Raw genomic sequence first — 14549 nt, forward strand, 5'->3', positions numbered from 1 at the left:
TCTGCGTGTTTGGTGAATTCATTGGCAGCTTGAAAAAGAAGGTTCACATGTTAAACAACATTCGTATCGAAGAAGATCTGTTGGGTACCAGGGAAGTTCCAGCTGACGCCTACTATGGTGTTCATACTCTGAGAGCGATTGAAAACTTCTACATCAGCAATAGCAAAATCAGCGATATCCCGGAGTTCGTGCGCGGCATGGTGATGGTCAAAAAGGCCGCCGCGATGGCCAACAAGGAACTGCAAACCATCCCTAAAAGCGTCGCGAAGACCATTATTGCCGCCTGTGATGAAGTGCTGAATAACGGTAAATGCATGGACCAGTTCCCGGTTGATGTGTTCCAGGGCGGCGCAGGGACTTCGGTCAACATGAACACCAACGAAGTGCTGGCCAACATAGGTCTTGAGCTGATGGGCCATCAGAAAGGTGAATACCAGTATCTGAACCCGAACGACCACGTTAACAAATGCCAGTCCACTAACGATGCCTACCCGACCGGTTTCCGTATTGCGGTTTATGCCTCCCTGCTGAAATTAACCGACGCCATCAACCAGCTGGGCGACGGCTTCCAGAATAAAGCCGTCGAATTCCAGGATATCCTGAAAATGGGTCGCACCCAGTTGCAGGACGCCGTGCCGATGACCCTCGGCCAGGAGTTCCACGCGTTTAATGTTCTGCTGAATGAAGAAATCAAAAGCATTCTGCGCACCGGAGAGCTGCTGCTCGAAGTTAACCTCGGCGCCACCGCCATCGGTACGCGCCTGAATACGCCGGATGGCTACCAGCAGCTGGCAGTACAAAAACTGGCGGAAGTCAGCGGCCTGCCGGTGATTCCGGCGGAAGACCTGATTGAAGCCACTTCCGATTGCGGCGCCTACGTGATGGTACATAGCTCGCTGAAACGTCTGGCGGTGAAACTGTCCAAAATCTGTAACGACCTGCGCCTGCTCTCTTCCGGCCCGCGCGCCGGTCTGAATGAAATCAACCTGCCGGAGCTGCAGGCAGGTTCCTCCATCATGCCAGCCAAAGTGAACCCGGTGGTGCCGGAAGTGGTCAACCAGGTTTGCTTTAAAGTTATCGGCAACGACACCACGGTGACCATGGCGTCGGAAGCCGGTCAGTTGCAGCTTAACGTGATGGAGCCGGTGATCGGCCAGGCGATGTTTGAATCTATCCACATTCTGACCAACGCCTGCTACAACCTGCTGGAAAAATGCGTTAACGGCATCACCGCCAACAAAGCGGTGTGCGAAGGCTATGTGTATAACTCCATCGGTATCGTCACCTACCTCAACCCGTTTATCGGCCACCACAATGGCGATATCGTCGGCAAAATTTGCGCCGAAACCGGCAAGAGCGTAAGGGAAGTGGTTCTGGAGCGTGGATTGCTGACCGAAGCGGAGCTGGACGATATTTTCTCTCCGCAAAACCTGATGCATCCGGCCTATAAAGCGAAGCGTTATACCGATGAAAGCGAACAGTAATCTTTCAGGTTAAACGACCCAAAGGCATGTCAGCGATGACATGCCTTTTTTGCTTTTTTAGATTTACTAAATCACAACAATTCAATATCAACTTGTTAAAAAACAAGGAAGGCGTATATGTTTGGTGCAGAACTCGTGATTGTCCTGCTGGCGATTTACCTTGGGGCCAGGCTCGGCGGTATCGGCATCGGCTTTGCCGGTGGTCTGGGCGTTCTCGTCCTGACGCTCCTCTTTCAAATCAAGCCTGGCGCGATCCCCTTCGACGTCATCGAAATCATCATGGCGGTGATCGCCGCTATTGCCGCCATGCAGGTGGCCGGCGGCATGGATTATCTGGTCAGCCTTGCCGAACGTTTGCTCAGACGCCATCCGAAATACATTACCTTCCTTGCTCCGCTGGTCACCTGGTTTATGACCGTTCTCGCGGGAACCGGCCATACCGCGTTCTCTACCCTACCGGTGATTACCGAGGTCGCGAAGGAGCAGGGCATTCGCCCGTCCCGTCCGCTCTCTATCGCCGTCGTCGCCTCGCAGATTGCCATTACCGCCTCGCCGATTTCCGCTGCGGTGGTCTTTTTTGCCGGGATCCTCGAGCCGCTGGGCGTGAGCTATCTGACGCTGCTGGCCATCTGTATTCCGGTGACGCTGATTGCGGTGATGATCACAGCGGTAGTGTGTAACTTCCTCGGCTGCGAACTGAAAGACGACCCGATTTATCAGGAGCGCCTGGCAAAAGGTGAAGTGAAGCTGCGCGGGAGCCAGGTATTTGAGCTGAAGCCGCATGCCAAACGTTCCGTCCTGCTGTTCCTGATCGGCATCGTGGCGGTCATGTTCTACGCCACCGCCATCAGCGATACCGTCGGGCTGATTCAGAACCCGGTGCTGCCGCGTAACGAAGCGATCGTGGTGTTCATGCTGACCATCGCCACGCTGATTAGCGTCACCTGTAAAATCGACACCAGCGAAGTGCTCAACGCCAGCACCTTTAAATCCGGGATGAGCGCCTGCGTCTGCGTGCTGGGCGTCGCCTGGCTCGGCGATACCTTTGTCAAAGCGCATATCTCCGACATCCAGACCGTGGCCGGCGATCTGCTGCACAACTATCCGTGGCTGCTGGCGGTGGTGCTGTTTTTCGCCGCGACCCTGCTATATTCCCAGGCCGCAACCACCAAAGCGCTGATGCCGGCGGCGCTGCTGCTTGGCGTCACCCCGCTGACCGCCATCGCCTCGTTTGCTGCCGTCTCCGCGCTGTTCGTGCTGCCGACCTACCCTACGCTGCTGGCGGCGGTCGAAATGGACGATACCGGATCAACACGTATCGGCAAGTATGTCTTTAACCATGCGTTCCTGATCCCCGGGGTGATTGCCATTACCCTGTGCGTCATCCTGGGCTTTATTATCGGCGGCATCATGCTGTAAATCTGCTTAAATTCGGGCCAGTTTCCTGGCCCGTTGCATTATTCCCCTCACCGTGCGTGCTATAGTGCCTCTTTTCGCTGATACGAGGTTCACGATGACTACGCCTGATGCTGTTGTTGTTCTCTGTACCGCGCCGGATGAAGCCACCGCCCAGGATCTGGCGGCCAAAGTGCTGGCCGAAAAGCTCGCCGCCTGTGCCACCCTCCTGCCTGGAGCGACCTCTCTCTACTACTGGGAAGGCAAGCTGGAGCAGGAGTATGAAGTGCAAATGCTGCTGAAAACCGACCAGGCTCACCAGCAGGCGTTACTGGATTGCCTGAAGTCCCATCACCCGTATCAAACCCCCGAATTACTGGTTTTACCCGTCACTCACGGAGACACTGATTATCTCTCATGGCTCAATGCATCATTACGCTGATTTTGCTGCTGTGCAGCACATCCGCTTTCGCCGGCTTATTTGACGCCCCCGGACGCTCTGACTTTGTTCCCGCAGAGCAGGCTTTTGCCTTTGATTTCCAGCAGAGCCAGCGGGACGTCAACCTGACCTGGCAAATCAAAGAGGGTTACTATCTTTATCGCCAGCAGATCAAACTGACGCCGGCGAATGCCACGCTCGCCGCAATGGAGCTGCCGCCCGGTACGTGGCATGAGGATGAGTTTTACGGCAAAAGTGAGATTTACCGCCAGCGGCTGACCGTCCCGGTCACGCTGAGCCAGGCGGAAAAAGGCGCCACGCTTACCGTGACATATCAGGGCTGCGCCGACGCGGGTTTCTGTTATCCGCCGGAGACGAAAGTGGTGCCGCTTCGGACTGTGCTGGCCGTATCCGGCAGCGAATCGGTCCCCGCCCATCCGGCGTTCCCCTCGTCCGGACAACTCAAATTTAATCCGCCGCTGCCGGTTGAAAAGCGTCCTGAGCTGGCAACAAAAAGCGAGCCGCCAGCCCCGCAATCTCCTCGGCAAGAGAAGCGCGGCGCAGGCGATAATGCGCCTGCCAGCCTGCCCTTCTCCGCGCTATGGGCACTGCTGATTGGTATTGGTATCGCCTTTACCCCGTGCGTGCTGCCGATGTATCCGCTGATCTCGGGGATTGTCCTCGGCGGCAAGCAGCGGCTCTCAACCGGGCGCGCGCTGCTGCTGGCATTTATCTACGTGCAGGGGATGGCGCTTACCTATACCGCGCTGGGACTGGTGGTCGCCGCCGCCGGTTTGCAGTTTCAGGCGGCGTTGCAGCATCCGTATATACTGATTGGCCTGTCAGCGGTCTTTATCCTGCTGGCGCTGTCGATGTTTGGTCTGTTCACGCTGCAGCTGCCCTCATCGCTGCAAACCCGCCTGACATTGATGAGCAACACGCGCCAGGGCGGTTCACCCGGCGGCGTTTTTGCGATGGGAGCCATTGCCGGGCTGATCTGTTCGCCTTGCACCACCGCGCCGCTGAGCGCCATCCTGCTGTATATTGCCCAGAGCGGCAATCTGTGGCTCGGCGGCGGCACGCTGTATTTGTATGCGCTGGGCATGGGGCTGCCGCTGATCCTGGTCACCGTATTTGGCAACCGCCTGCTGCCGAAGAGCGGCCCGTGGATGAGCCATGTGAAGACCGCGTTCGGTTTTGTGATCCTCGCGCTTCCGGTCTTTTTGCTGGAGCGTATCGTCGGCGAACTCTGGGGTTTGCGTCTGTGGTCGCTGCTGGGCGTCGCCTTCTTTAGCTGGGCTTTTATTACCGCACTCGGCGCCTCCCGTCCCTGGCTGCGCATCGTGCAAATCATTCTGTTCGCCGCGGCGCTGGTCAGCGCGCGTCCGCTACAGGACTGGGCTTTTGGCGAGCCGGTCGCCCGGCAGCAGTCACCGCTGGCTTTTACGCGGATAAGTAACGTCGCGGAGCTCGATCAGGCACTGGCGCAGGCCAAGGGTAAACCGGTGATGCTCGACCTGTACGCCGACTGGTGCGTCGCCTGCAAAGAGTTCGAAAAATACACCTTTAGCACCACCGAAGTACAACAGGCCCTGAAAGGGACCGTTCTGTTGCAGACAGATGTGACCAACAACAGCGCCGAAGATGTGGCCCTGCTGAAACACCTGAAGGTGCTCGGCTTGCCGACCATTCTGTTCTTTAATACACAGAGCGAAGAGCAGCCTGCGCAGCGCGTAACCGGGTTTATGGATGCGGCGACATTCAGCGCCCATTTGCACGATTGGCAACCGTGAACGACACTTTAGGAGGAAAAATGGAGGAGAAGACCGTGCAACGTGAAGATGTCCTGGGTGAAGCCATACGCATTCTCGAAATTGAAGGTATTGCCAACACCACGCTGGAAATGGTCGCCGAACGCGTCTCTTACCCGCTCGCTGACCTCAAACGCTTTTGGCCCGATCGTGAAGCGCTGCTGTACGATGCGCTACGTTACCTCAGTCATCAGGTTGATGTCTGGCGCCGTCAGCTGCTGCTCGACGATACGCTCACGCCGGAGCAAAAGCTGCTGGCGCGCTACGGCGCATTAACCCAATGCGTGAGCAACCATCGCTATCCCGGCTGCCTGTTTATTGCCGCCTGCACCTTTTATCCGGATCCCCGGCACCCTGTTCATCAGCTGGCGGAGCAACAAAAGCAGGCTTCTCTGGCCTACACCCACGAGTTACTGACGCAGCTGGAAATTGACGACCCGGCGATGGTGGCGAAACAGATGGAGCTTATCATTGAAGGCTGCCTGAGCCGTCTGCTGATAAAACGCAGTCAGACCGATGTCGATACCGCCCAACGTCTGGCGGAAGATATTCTGCGCTTTGCCCAATGTCGCGCGGGTGGCGCATTAACCTGATTGCGCATTGACCGGCGATACGCCGCATACATCTCCCCGGAAGAGGACGCGTCAGAGTAGCCGCGTCCCGAATAATCGAGCCGTAGGTCGTCGAAAGCCGCACGGATTGTCAACAGAGATGCAACTTGAAGTGCGAAGGGTATAATTCCCCCTACATCGATATGTCTACAGGGATTTATATGCCTCCTCTCCTATGGGCTGCCATCATGGGGCTATGCTCTGCATCGCTCCAGGCCGCGCCTGTTCAAGGTTTTTCTTTCGCGCATAAAGACTGGGAGGTCGCCTGCGATAACACCGGCACCTGTCGGGCCGCAGGTTATGGCGTCAACACGGGAGAAATCAGCGTCCTGTTGACCCGTAACGCGGGCGCCGGGCAGCGCGTAAGCGCTCAGATGACCTTCGCCCAGACCGATCATGATATTCCCCAGGACGCCACGGTTACCCTGCTGATCGACGATCAGGATCGCGGTACGCTTGAGGCCAAAGACGACAGCCATTTCCGCTTCGATAGCAGTCAAACGGCCGCCCTGATTCAGGCGCTGGAGCATGACAGTAACATCGAGATCGCCCTTAACGGCCAGCGTAAACCGCTCTCCAGCGCGGGCAGCAGCGCGGTGTTTCTGAAGATTGATGAGTTCCAGCAGCGCCTGGGCACCGCAGGTGCACTGGTGCGAAAAGGCAATGCCGACGATGACAACACGCTCAGCGCCGTTGCGGCGCCGGAAATTATCGCCGCCCCGACGATCCGCAACGCCCAGAGCGAACCGCTGACGGCAAAGCAGCGGCAGAAGCTGCTGCCGGAGCTGATCCCGTTGCTGAACAGCCATTGTGATGACTGGCAAAATAAAGATATTCCGTCTCAGGAGCGGCAGATAACCACAACCCCTCTCGATAAAACCCATTCGCTCATCGAAGCCCTGTGCTGGCGTACCGCCTATAACGACGGGTACGCCATGTGGGTAGTGGAGAATACTCCGCTCGCCAAACCACAGCTCATTACCACCGATGCATCCAGCTATGCCGATGGCACGATCACCTTTTTCAATAAGGGGCGTGGCATCGCCGACTGCGTCAACGGCGAGGAGCGGGTCTGGGACGGCAAAACCTTCGTGCAGAGTCTGAAATACACGACCGGTATGTGTCGTGAAATCACGCCTGGCGGCACCTGGATGCTGCCCACGTTCGTCAGTCAGGTGCGGCCAAAACAGCAGAAGGATGCCGATAATCTGGCGCTCAAGACGCTGTATAACGCCGTGCTGAAAGAGCAAAAGAGCAACCCGGAACTGGCGTTGAAAAAGGTTGCCGAACAGTTCCCGCTCACCGGGCATGTCACGAACTTTACGCTGACCTACGCGGATGACACTCTGGTATCGACCAACAAACCCGCGCTCGATATCAGCGACGATGAGTGGCAGGCTTTTCTTCATTCCGATATCAGCGCTGACTCAGAAAACGGTAAGGTCAGCTTCACGCTGGTCGATCTTGATAACGACGGTAAACGCGATTTAATCATCGACAGCTATATCGGCGGGACCGGGCTCTTTAGCTACACCGGCGTGCTGAGACGGGGAGAGAACACCTTTGATACCGTCGATCACAGCGATACCGATGACGACGATGATTTTGACGCTGGCGTCCCTGGAGCGCTGTTTTCGCTCAACGGGCGCGGCGCCAATCAGTGGAACCAGTGGGTCAGAATCAACGGCCAGGTGTATGCGCTGTGGTACAACGGCCAGTTCGGCGAAGATAACCTGTATCTGCTGCGCCCCTTCAGCCCGACGGACAGGAGTCCTGCCGTAACGATTCGCTATCGCTACAAGCTGGAGACGCTAAGTTCACCGGAACAAGGTCAGCCGCTGACGCCGGCGCTCAGCGCACAGGATCGCGACGATTTACTCAAATCGCTGGAACTGATGCAAAGCAACCTGCTGAAAGATAAAAAAGGTCACGCGGAAGAGGGGCCCATCTGCCCTATCCCACCCGGTACGTCATCAGATGAAGCAGATAACTACTACAGCGGCGTCACCTCTTACTACGTCTATGAAACGGTGGCCTATATCCCCGTCTGGCTCGCTGGCAAATGCTTTATTGGCACCGTCATCAGCCATCATGGCGCCTACCGCCACGGCGTCGATGCGGAGATTATGATAAGCTCGCCGCGGGAAGACGAAGACCTCATCGGCGGCTACTCCATATCCGGATTGCGCCACGTAATTTCTGCCGTCAGCGGCTGGAAAACCCGCGAGGGTGACAACGGGATGATGTGATGAACCAGCAAAACGCCCCTTTCGTGGCAAAATTGCCGCAAAGTTAAGCAATCAGCAGGGAAATCAAGAAATGTGGTTGACGCGCATGATGGATTACGGTTTAATGCGCCCCGTTGCCCGGATAGCTCAGTCGGTAGAGCAGGGGATTGAAAATCCCCGTGTCCTTGGTTCGATTCCGAGTCCGGGCACCACTATTCAAAGCCGGTTGGTCAGATTTGCAAGATGCAATCCTGACGGACACGAAGGCGAGCCAGTAAAAACACGATGTAACGCTGTTACTTGTTGTTGAAGAAAGGCTCTTGAGAAACAGACTTGTTGTCGCAAGTCTGTTTTTTCGCGTATGATATTTGCAAGAAATCTTTTCAATGTCAAATAATGTAAGTATTTGACGCCATTCCTGAAGCCTTCTCACTACATCAATTCGGTTTCCAGTATATCCCGCAAGCTATCAACACTTTCATCAATGTATTCCAGCGTCGATGTGATGCTGACATGACCCAGCAGTTTCTTCACCGCATACAAATTGCGCTCAGGTGATTTCATCATGTGGGTTGCCACCGTATGGCGGAACCGGTGTGGCGTGATCGTAAACTTACACTCCCGTGATAAGCGCCGGAAGAACGCTCTCAGCGGGTACTCGTTCATCACCTCCGGGTACTTACTCTTTCTCATCAGGTCAAACCAACCCACATTGAATACCTGATCACCCGACTCCATCCCCGCCTCACCGGCTTTTCTCACCAGTTCCTCCAGCGACGGATACAACGACGAGACAATCGGAACCCGATGCTCACGATGGTTTTTGGCTCCCTCGATATTCAGATCAATCCACCGTTCCTCAAGATTGATATCGCCCAGACGGATATGCAGAAGCTGGTTTTGTCGGATGGCGGTATAACGAAACACGTTTACCACCGTCAGCCAGAACCACGCCGGAAGTAGCGCATTTCTGCGGCCGTTGAACATACTGCTGTTCCCCTTCCCTGTTTCAGCGTCCAGATGTTGTTCCATCAGCCGGTACATCGCGTCCATTTGCGTTTGTGTCAGCGTTTTCTTCTTTTTCGTACCCGGACGTACAACCGCGCCATTGAAGGGGTTTTCAACCTGCGGCAACAATCCCTGCTTGATACCAAAATTAAACAATGCCCTCATGTGGGCAACTTTGTTATTCCACGTTCGGGTCGCGCGGTTCTGGTCATTCAGCACCGTATGACGCCACTTCAGCACTGTCAGGTGATCGATCTTAGTCGGGTTAAACGATGTAAACCCTTCAAATGAACGAACCACTTTTTGGTAGCTCCACTCCGTCGCCGGTCGTAATGATTTGCTGTAAAAATACTGTTCAGTAAGAAGCCCAAAGGTACACGAATTCATTAGAATATCCTTATATAACAATCAATAATGGGTTATCCCCTGGATTGTTATCGCTGTCATAGACCTTACTGGCAAGTACCAGATAGCCACTCAGTTTCTGAAAGCGCCCTTCCCGTTGCTCGTTTTGGTACAGCTGGCAGGTATACATCGTGCCATTGTCCTGCCGATGATGCCCCAGTCTCTCAAATGCTTTCTGAAGCCGGGCCTTATCCTCTCCCGGTGCATTCGTCTCTGTCAGATACTGGTGAAAAATCCCCGGCGCACGCAGAAACACGTAACCGGCGACCAGGTGAATCCGCCCGTCAGGTTTGTTCGGAATCAGACTACCGGAACGGCATCCCGTGACCAGCCATTGCCAGAATGCCTCTCCGGGATCATTCGACTCGGCGGATGGCGTGATTTCTCCGGTTTCTGCTTCATCAGCGCTGACGAAGCCCATCATTGCCAGCAACGCATCAGTATCATCCGGCCCTTCCTGCTCATCCGGGAATATCAGCTCTGCATCCGACACAGGAGCAGGTTCCGCTGCCGGAAGGATTTCCTCTTCGGAATACGACACAACCAGCTCCGGCACATCATCAGCTAATCCGGATAGCAACGAGTCCCCCTGCAATGGTTCCGCCTGCACAGGAATGATCATCGCCGGAACAGCCGGTTGTTCGCCTTCCGGTGCGCCAGCAGTGAGGCGAATAGCTTCAGACACAATGGCATTGACCACGCCCGACTGCGCCCGGAAGCCGGTCAGGTACGTTGACAGGGTCCTGATGGCTTCCGGCCAGCTACTCAACCAGTTAATCGCTTCCGGAGGGATAATCTTCCACGCCAGCATTGCGCCAAAACTTTGCAACCGTTCCGGGGACTGTTCCGGCGAAAAGCGGAAACGATAAGGCTCAGATGGTGCACCCAGTAACGGAAACCAGCGTTTGCCACTCTCCAGCTCAACGTGGAGATGACAAAGATATTCAAGTGAAGGCAACATTGCCGCATAGACGACTATCGCATTCCAGGCCGCGCTTTGCGCCGCCTGTTCTTCAGGCGGCGCGCCAACCGGCAACATGTAGCTTTTCGACAATCGTGCCGCATATGACACCGTTTCCAGCATATAGTCAGCCATCCCTCCGGGACGGGCATACGGCCCACTTTCCGTAAGAGGAAATTGCTGTATCAGCGCCACACAATGCTCCAGCGGAGCAAGGTAATACTGGCGATACATGCCTTTCGGCAGGGACGAGTAATCCCAGAGCGATTGCAGCCATTGTTGACGACGGGTTGTCGCCAGCAGTTCACTGGCGGTCATGGGCAGAAAGTAGCCTGGAGGCAAAGAGGGGTTTATCGCCTTAACGGTCGGCGGAGCATCCGGGCGTGAACGCCCCGGACGGAAAAAAGATTTCAGATTCAACATAGCGGAAGCCTGTTAAGTGGAAATTCCGCTACGTTAAACGCTGATTCTTATTGGGCAATCAACAACTCACAATTCGATTTCGAACTTTTAACCTGTCAGGCCAGCACGCTTCTGGCAAGATCAACAAGGTTCATTTTCCTGTTAGCTTCATTTTTACTGTTTATCAGTTTCAGGAAATAGTCGTGTTCAAAAATAATTTCCCTTTTGCATACCGTTTCCTGTTTTGAGTTCGCAATATTGAACTCAATACTTTCAGACAACGTATGTTGATCAACATGGCGACGATGTCTGATGAAACTAAAACTCAAATCGCAGAATTTTTTATCGTCCTTAATGTCAATTTGCCCATTGGCATTCCAGGTTAAATCTGGTCGTCTGGTTAAGAGTTCTTCGGTAAATTTTGCATCGAAAAATATCCGTCCTCTCAACCGCTTAGCCTGCATCATGTATGCAAATACCCAAGGTATATTCTGCCGTGTTGCTCCCCTGTAGCGCCAGCCTTCAGCTGCGCGGTATTCTTCAAGCATCTGTTTCGCCAGGGCAAATGAAATCCTCATTCCAGTTCCCTTTTCTAATAGGTAAATAACCCGGTCAAATTGCTCAATTAAGGTTTGTTTTACCAATACAGCAAGTTCACTACCCGCCGCTCGCCGATCATCTTTCGTTAGATGCTTATTCTTGCTGGCATATGGGCACCACTCATATTCTTCCTTATCAACACGACCTTTCAACGGTACAGCCACGGCACCGGCAGTCGGGAAGAAGTGCTTCCCATACGGCGCATCACGCTCAAGCATTCCTATAATCTGGATCGGGTTGTCACAAGCCGGGCAAACCGCAAACCATCCCTGGTGACCATTGATTGGCTGATACCAGGGAGCCTGCTTTTTCGTAACCTGATCAAAGTTCTCTTGGCTAATCTTTTTAACCTGTTGTGTATCAACGGAAATTTTGAATACATCCATTGTTATGCCTCATGACGGGTATCCCAACGCAGTATGGTTAGCGATAAGACACCACCAATCCGCGCCAATCTCAGGTACATGGCCGTGTTCCTCTGCCACCTTCAGACATGAGAGTATCGTTTCAAGGGAAACGGCAAAATGATCATGACCATTATCAAGCACAAAAACTGCACTACTGTCACAGCAGTCAACATCCATATGAGTACGCGTTACAGCAGGAATGTTCTCTTTCATCAGTAAGACCTTTTTATTGGATAAAAACGAAAACATATCCCGATGAGCCAAACTGACAATCGAAAAGTCTATTCTCAGGATAGAAAATTTCTCCCTAATCATTGCCCGCTCAGGTTCATGTCCTGTACGATAATTTCAAAAAATCTTATTTTATCAACAAGGATAGTTAACTTAGGATGTGAAATGATGAAAGAGAAAAAAACATCCCTCACCAATAATGAGAATGAATTCGACATAACGGCCCCTCCCTCAATTGTGGAAGAGATCAAATGCCTGGACTCACTATTTGCCGATACCGCTACCAGCAAGCCATTCGAGTCGCTGACGCAGGACTCCAGCGTGGATGCCTTCTTCAAAAGTCATAACTCTCTGTTTGCCAGTACCCGCAAACAATATGACTCGCTGTTTGCCGGTGCCGCTGTCAACAGCGTACTCGCGGCTCAGAAGAAGCTTCAGGATTCCAGCGCGGCCGCTTTCTTGAAAAGCCAAGACTCGCTGCTTGCCAGTACCCGCAAACAATACGACTCGCTGTTTGCCGGTGCCGCTGTCAACAGCATACTCGCGGCTCAGAAGAAGCTTCAGGATTCCGGCGCGGCCGCTTTCTTGAAAAGCCAAGACTCGCTGCTTGCCAGTACCCGCAAACAATACGACTCGCTGTTTGCCGGTGCCGCTGTCAACAGCATACTCGCGGCTCAGAAGAAGCTTCAGGATTCCGGCGCGGCCGCTTTCTTGAAAAGCCAAGACTCGCTGCTTGCCAGTACCCGCAAACAATACGACTCGCTGTTTGCCGGTGCCGCTGTCAACAGCATACTCGCGGCTCAGAAGAAGCTTCAGGATTCCGGCGCAGCCGCTTTCTTCAAAAAGCAACGAGGGATACTTACTGAAAATTATTTTGCTACAAGCGTTGCTAAACAATTAGAAAAACTAAATGCAGCCGAGATTCAACAATTACAGGAAGCTGCTATTCTATTTTCGCGCTCACCTCAAGGTGCAGCCGTTATTGCAACTAATATTCATTCAGTAAAAGAAAATGAACCTGACGCATTAACAAAATTAAAAAATCATATCGAAGAAAGCCCTATTACTTCGAACTTTAGGAAATTGCCATTATTATTACAACTTATCATCATTTATCTTGTAACCACCATTTATTCAGTCGGTGTAGATAAAAATAAAGAGTTCGCAGTGTATTTAATAGGGCAAGCACAACAATATGTTAGTAAAGCAGAAACACCAAGCCCCCACATTAAAAAATTGACAAAACAGTTACCTAGTGAAATTGACGTAAACACATTAAAACATATAAGAATAATTACCGGCGAAAACGTCCGATTACGGAATACACCATCAATGCATGGTGACGTATTGGTCACACTGGAAAAATACACACCTGTTATCGTTATCGATAAAAGTGATAGGAAGTGGCTATATATACAACTATCATTTGGAGAACAAAAAATCTATGGCTGGGTAAATCGTTCCTACACCAAAGCAATAAATCAATAAGTAATGAAATGGAGTTTAGTTCTTATTGTTAGCGGATAAGCAAGAAATATTATTAGCCCCGACCTCTAAATACAGGTCGGGGTACAACGTGATCACGAAAAAGTCGATTACACTGCCAGCATCTGCTCACACAGCGCCAGGTATTCAAACGCTTCCCGGGCGAAGCGAGCGGCACGAAATACAGCTCGGTTATCTTCCTTCAGCGTTTGCAGCCACGACGCGATATAGCTCTCATGTTGCAAGTCGCCATAAATGCCAAGTTCAGCACACAGAAAGGCCGCTCCCATCTCAGCTATCAGCTCTTCAAATCCATAAACCGGATCGCCAAACTTCTGTGAAGTGGAAACAATGCCTTCACGCGCCAGCCGCGAAGCGTGACCGGTGGAATGCACCAGTTCATGCAGCAGCGTACTGTAGTAGTCTTCCGCCGAATCAAACTGAGCGGCTTCCGGCATCATAATGTGGTCAACATCCGGGCGGTAATACGCACGATCCTGATGACGATGAATCACAGACACACCGCTACAGGTTGCTATCTGTTCTGCCCGGGCAATACGTTCCACGTCGGGCAAAACCGGTATTTCCGGGTAAAGGTTATCGGGCAGGTTTTCACACTGCTCAACGTTGAAGAGGTGGAAGCTGGTCATAAAACAGCGATCCCGCATGACCACCTCGCCGTTCTCATCAAACACCGGCTGGCCGCTGTCATCCATTTCCTCTTTCTGAAACGGTTTAAACAGCGTTACAAGCGTCGATTTTTCACCTTTCCGGACATTACCACCGGCACCCAGTGCCTGTTTGAACGTCAGCCAGCGATTTGAGTGAAATCCCTTCTCGGCGGCATCGATCCATAACAGCATCACGTTAATACCGCTGTAGTTCCGGCCAGTGATGGCATTAGTAGGCAAACCCTCTTTTCCGGTTTGCCATGCTTTACGCCAGGGTGTCGTCCCGTTCTCCAGCGCCACAATAATCTTACCGGTGACGGTCTGGAACAAATCCTGCCGTGAGGCTGATTTACGGTGAGTTGTTTTCTTCGTCATATGTCATTCCCGTCAATAAAAAAACGGGGATGGCCC

The 14549-nt window shown here is 53.0% G+C and carries 12 protein-coding genes and 1 tRNA gene; 8 read left to right on the top strand and 5 right to left on the bottom strand.

Annotated features, from left to right (window positions below; all coding sequences use genetic code 11):
- The first annotated feature begins 47 nt into the window (after positions 1-47).
- The 7 genes from aspA (at position 48) to CWM52_RS20470 (ending at position 8180) form a co-directional block, all read left to right on the top strand.
- Entirely contained in the window at positions 48-1484 is a 1437-nt protein-coding gene (aspA, locus tag CWM52_RS20440; RefSeq protein WP_100685761.1) for an aspartate ammonia-lyase, read from the top strand.
- A 117-nt stretch (positions 1485-1601) separates the two neighbouring features.
- A complete protein-coding gene (locus CWM52_RS20445) occupies positions 1602-2903 on the top strand; it encodes an anaerobic C4-dicarboxylate transporter (protein ID WP_100685762.1) in 1302 nt (433 codons plus the stop codon).
- A 94-nt stretch (positions 2904-2997) separates the two neighbouring features.
- Positions 2998-3321, top strand: a complete 324-nt coding sequence (gene cutA / locus CWM52_RS20450; RefSeq protein ID WP_100685763.1) for a divalent cation tolerance protein CutA — start codon at positions 2998-3000, stop codon at positions 3319-3321.
- Positions 3297-5111, top strand: coding sequence for a protein-disulfide reductase DsbD (locus CWM52_RS20455; RefSeq protein ID WP_100685764.1), 1815 nt, complete (start codon positions 3297-3299; stop codon positions 5109-5111). The genes cutA and CWM52_RS20455 overlap by 25 nt, the downstream gene beginning before the upstream one ends.
- A gap of 35 nt (positions 5112-5146) precedes the next feature.
- The gene (locus tag CWM52_RS20460; RefSeq protein ID WP_100685799.1) at positions 5147-5722 is read left to right on the top strand and encodes a transcriptional regulator; all 576 of its coding nucleotides are present in this window, start codon (positions 5147-5149) and stop codon (positions 5720-5722) included.
- Positions 5723-5901: 179 nt separating this feature from the next.
- A complete protein-coding gene (locus CWM52_RS20465) occupies positions 5902-7989 on the top strand; it encodes a DUF1176 domain-containing protein (protein ID WP_100685765.1) in 2088 nt (695 codons plus the stop codon).
- A gap of 115 nt (positions 7990-8104) precedes the next feature.
- Positions 8105-8180: transfer RNA gene (locus tag CWM52_RS20470), tRNA-Phe, on the top strand.
- 220 nt (positions 8181-8400) lie between these two features.
- Here the strand turns inward: CWM52_RS20470 and CWM52_RS20475 are convergent.
- The 4 genes from CWM52_RS20475 to CWM52_RS20490 all read right to left on the bottom strand — a co-directional run bounded on the left by CWM52_RS20475 (position 8401) and on the right by CWM52_RS20490 (position 11964).
- On the bottom strand, positions 8401-9363 hold the full coding sequence (locus CWM52_RS20475; RefSeq protein ID WP_100685766.1) for a tyrosine-type recombinase/integrase: 963 nt from the start codon (positions 9361-9363) through the stop codon (positions 8401-8403).
- Between the two features lie 10 nt (positions 9364-9373).
- Positions 9374-10765, bottom strand: coding sequence for a TraI domain-containing protein (locus tag CWM52_RS20480; RefSeq protein WP_100685767.1), 1392 nt, complete (start codon positions 10763-10765; stop codon positions 9374-9376).
- A gap of 95 nt (positions 10766-10860) precedes the next feature.
- Positions 10861-11730: a hypothetical protein gene (locus CWM52_RS20485; RefSeq protein WP_100685768.1), complete on the bottom strand. Its 870-nt coding sequence runs from the start codon at positions 11728-11730 to the stop codon at positions 10861-10863.
- Between the two features lie 9 nt (positions 11731-11739).
- Complete coding sequence (locus CWM52_RS20490) at positions 11740-11964, bottom strand: hypothetical protein (protein ID WP_100685800.1); 225 nt, start codon at positions 11962-11964, stop codon at positions 11740-11742.
- 183 nt (positions 11965-12147) lie between these two features.
- Between CWM52_RS20490 and CWM52_RS20495 the strand changes: the two genes are divergently transcribed.
- Entirely contained in the window at positions 12148-13470 is a 1323-nt protein-coding gene (locus CWM52_RS20495; RefSeq protein ID WP_100685769.1) for an SH3 domain-containing protein, read from the top strand.
- Between the two features lie 107 nt (positions 13471-13577).
- Here the strand turns inward: CWM52_RS20495 and CWM52_RS20500 are convergent, their stop codons facing one another.
- Positions 13578-14513: an ArdC family protein gene (locus CWM52_RS20500; protein ID WP_100685770.1), complete on the bottom strand. Its 936-nt coding sequence runs from the start codon at positions 14511-14513 to the stop codon at positions 13578-13580.
- Between the last annotated feature and the right edge of the window lie 36 nt (positions 14514-14549).

Origin of the sequence: Raoultella sp. T31, assembly GCF_002806725.1 — a bacterium.
GTDB classification, from domain to species: domain Bacteria; phylum Pseudomonadota; class Gammaproteobacteria; order Enterobacterales; family Enterobacteriaceae; genus Klebsiella; species Klebsiella electrica.

Excerpts from the sequence above, each read along its gene's own strand:
- aspA (WP_100685761.1), top strand. The coding sequence starts at position 48 with ATGTTAAACAACATTCGTATCGAAGAAGATCTGTTGGGTACCAGGGAA.
- CWM52_RS20445 (WP_100685762.1), top strand. The coding sequence starts at position 1,602 with ATGTTTGGTGCAGAACTCGTGATTGTCCTGCTGGCGATTTACCTTGGG.
- cutA (WP_100685763.1), top strand. The coding sequence starts at position 2,998 with ATGACTACGCCTGATGCTGTTGTTGTTCTCTGTACCGCGCCGGATGAA.
- CWM52_RS20455 (WP_100685764.1), top strand. The coding sequence starts at position 3,297 with ATGGCTCAATGCATCATTACGCTGATTTTGCTGCTGTGCAGCACATCC.
- CWM52_RS20465 (WP_100685765.1), top strand. The coding sequence starts at position 5,902 with ATGCCTCCTCTCCTATGGGCTGCCATCATGGGGCTATGCTCTGCATCG.
- CWM52_RS20475 (WP_100685766.1), bottom strand. The coding sequence starts at position 9,363 with ATGAATTCGTGTACCTTTGGGCTTCTTACTGAACAGTATTTTTACAGC.
- CWM52_RS20480 (WP_100685767.1), bottom strand. The coding sequence starts at position 10,765 with ATGTTGAATCTGAAATCTTTTTTCCGTCCGGGGCGTTCACGCCCGGAT.
- CWM52_RS20485 (WP_100685768.1), bottom strand. The coding sequence starts at position 11,730 with ATGGATGTATTCAAAATTTCCGTTGATACACAACAGGTTAAAAAGATT.
- CWM52_RS20490 (WP_100685800.1), bottom strand. The coding sequence starts at position 11,964 with ATGAAAGAGAACATTCCTGCTGTAACGCGTACTCATATGGATGTTGAC.
- CWM52_RS20495 (WP_100685769.1), top strand. The coding sequence starts at position 12,148 with ATGATGAAAGAGAAAAAAACATCCCTCACCAATAATGAGAATGAATTC.
- CWM52_RS20500 (WP_100685770.1), bottom strand. The coding sequence starts at position 14,513 with ATGACGAAGAAAACAACTCACCGTAAATCAGCCTCACGGCAGGATTTG.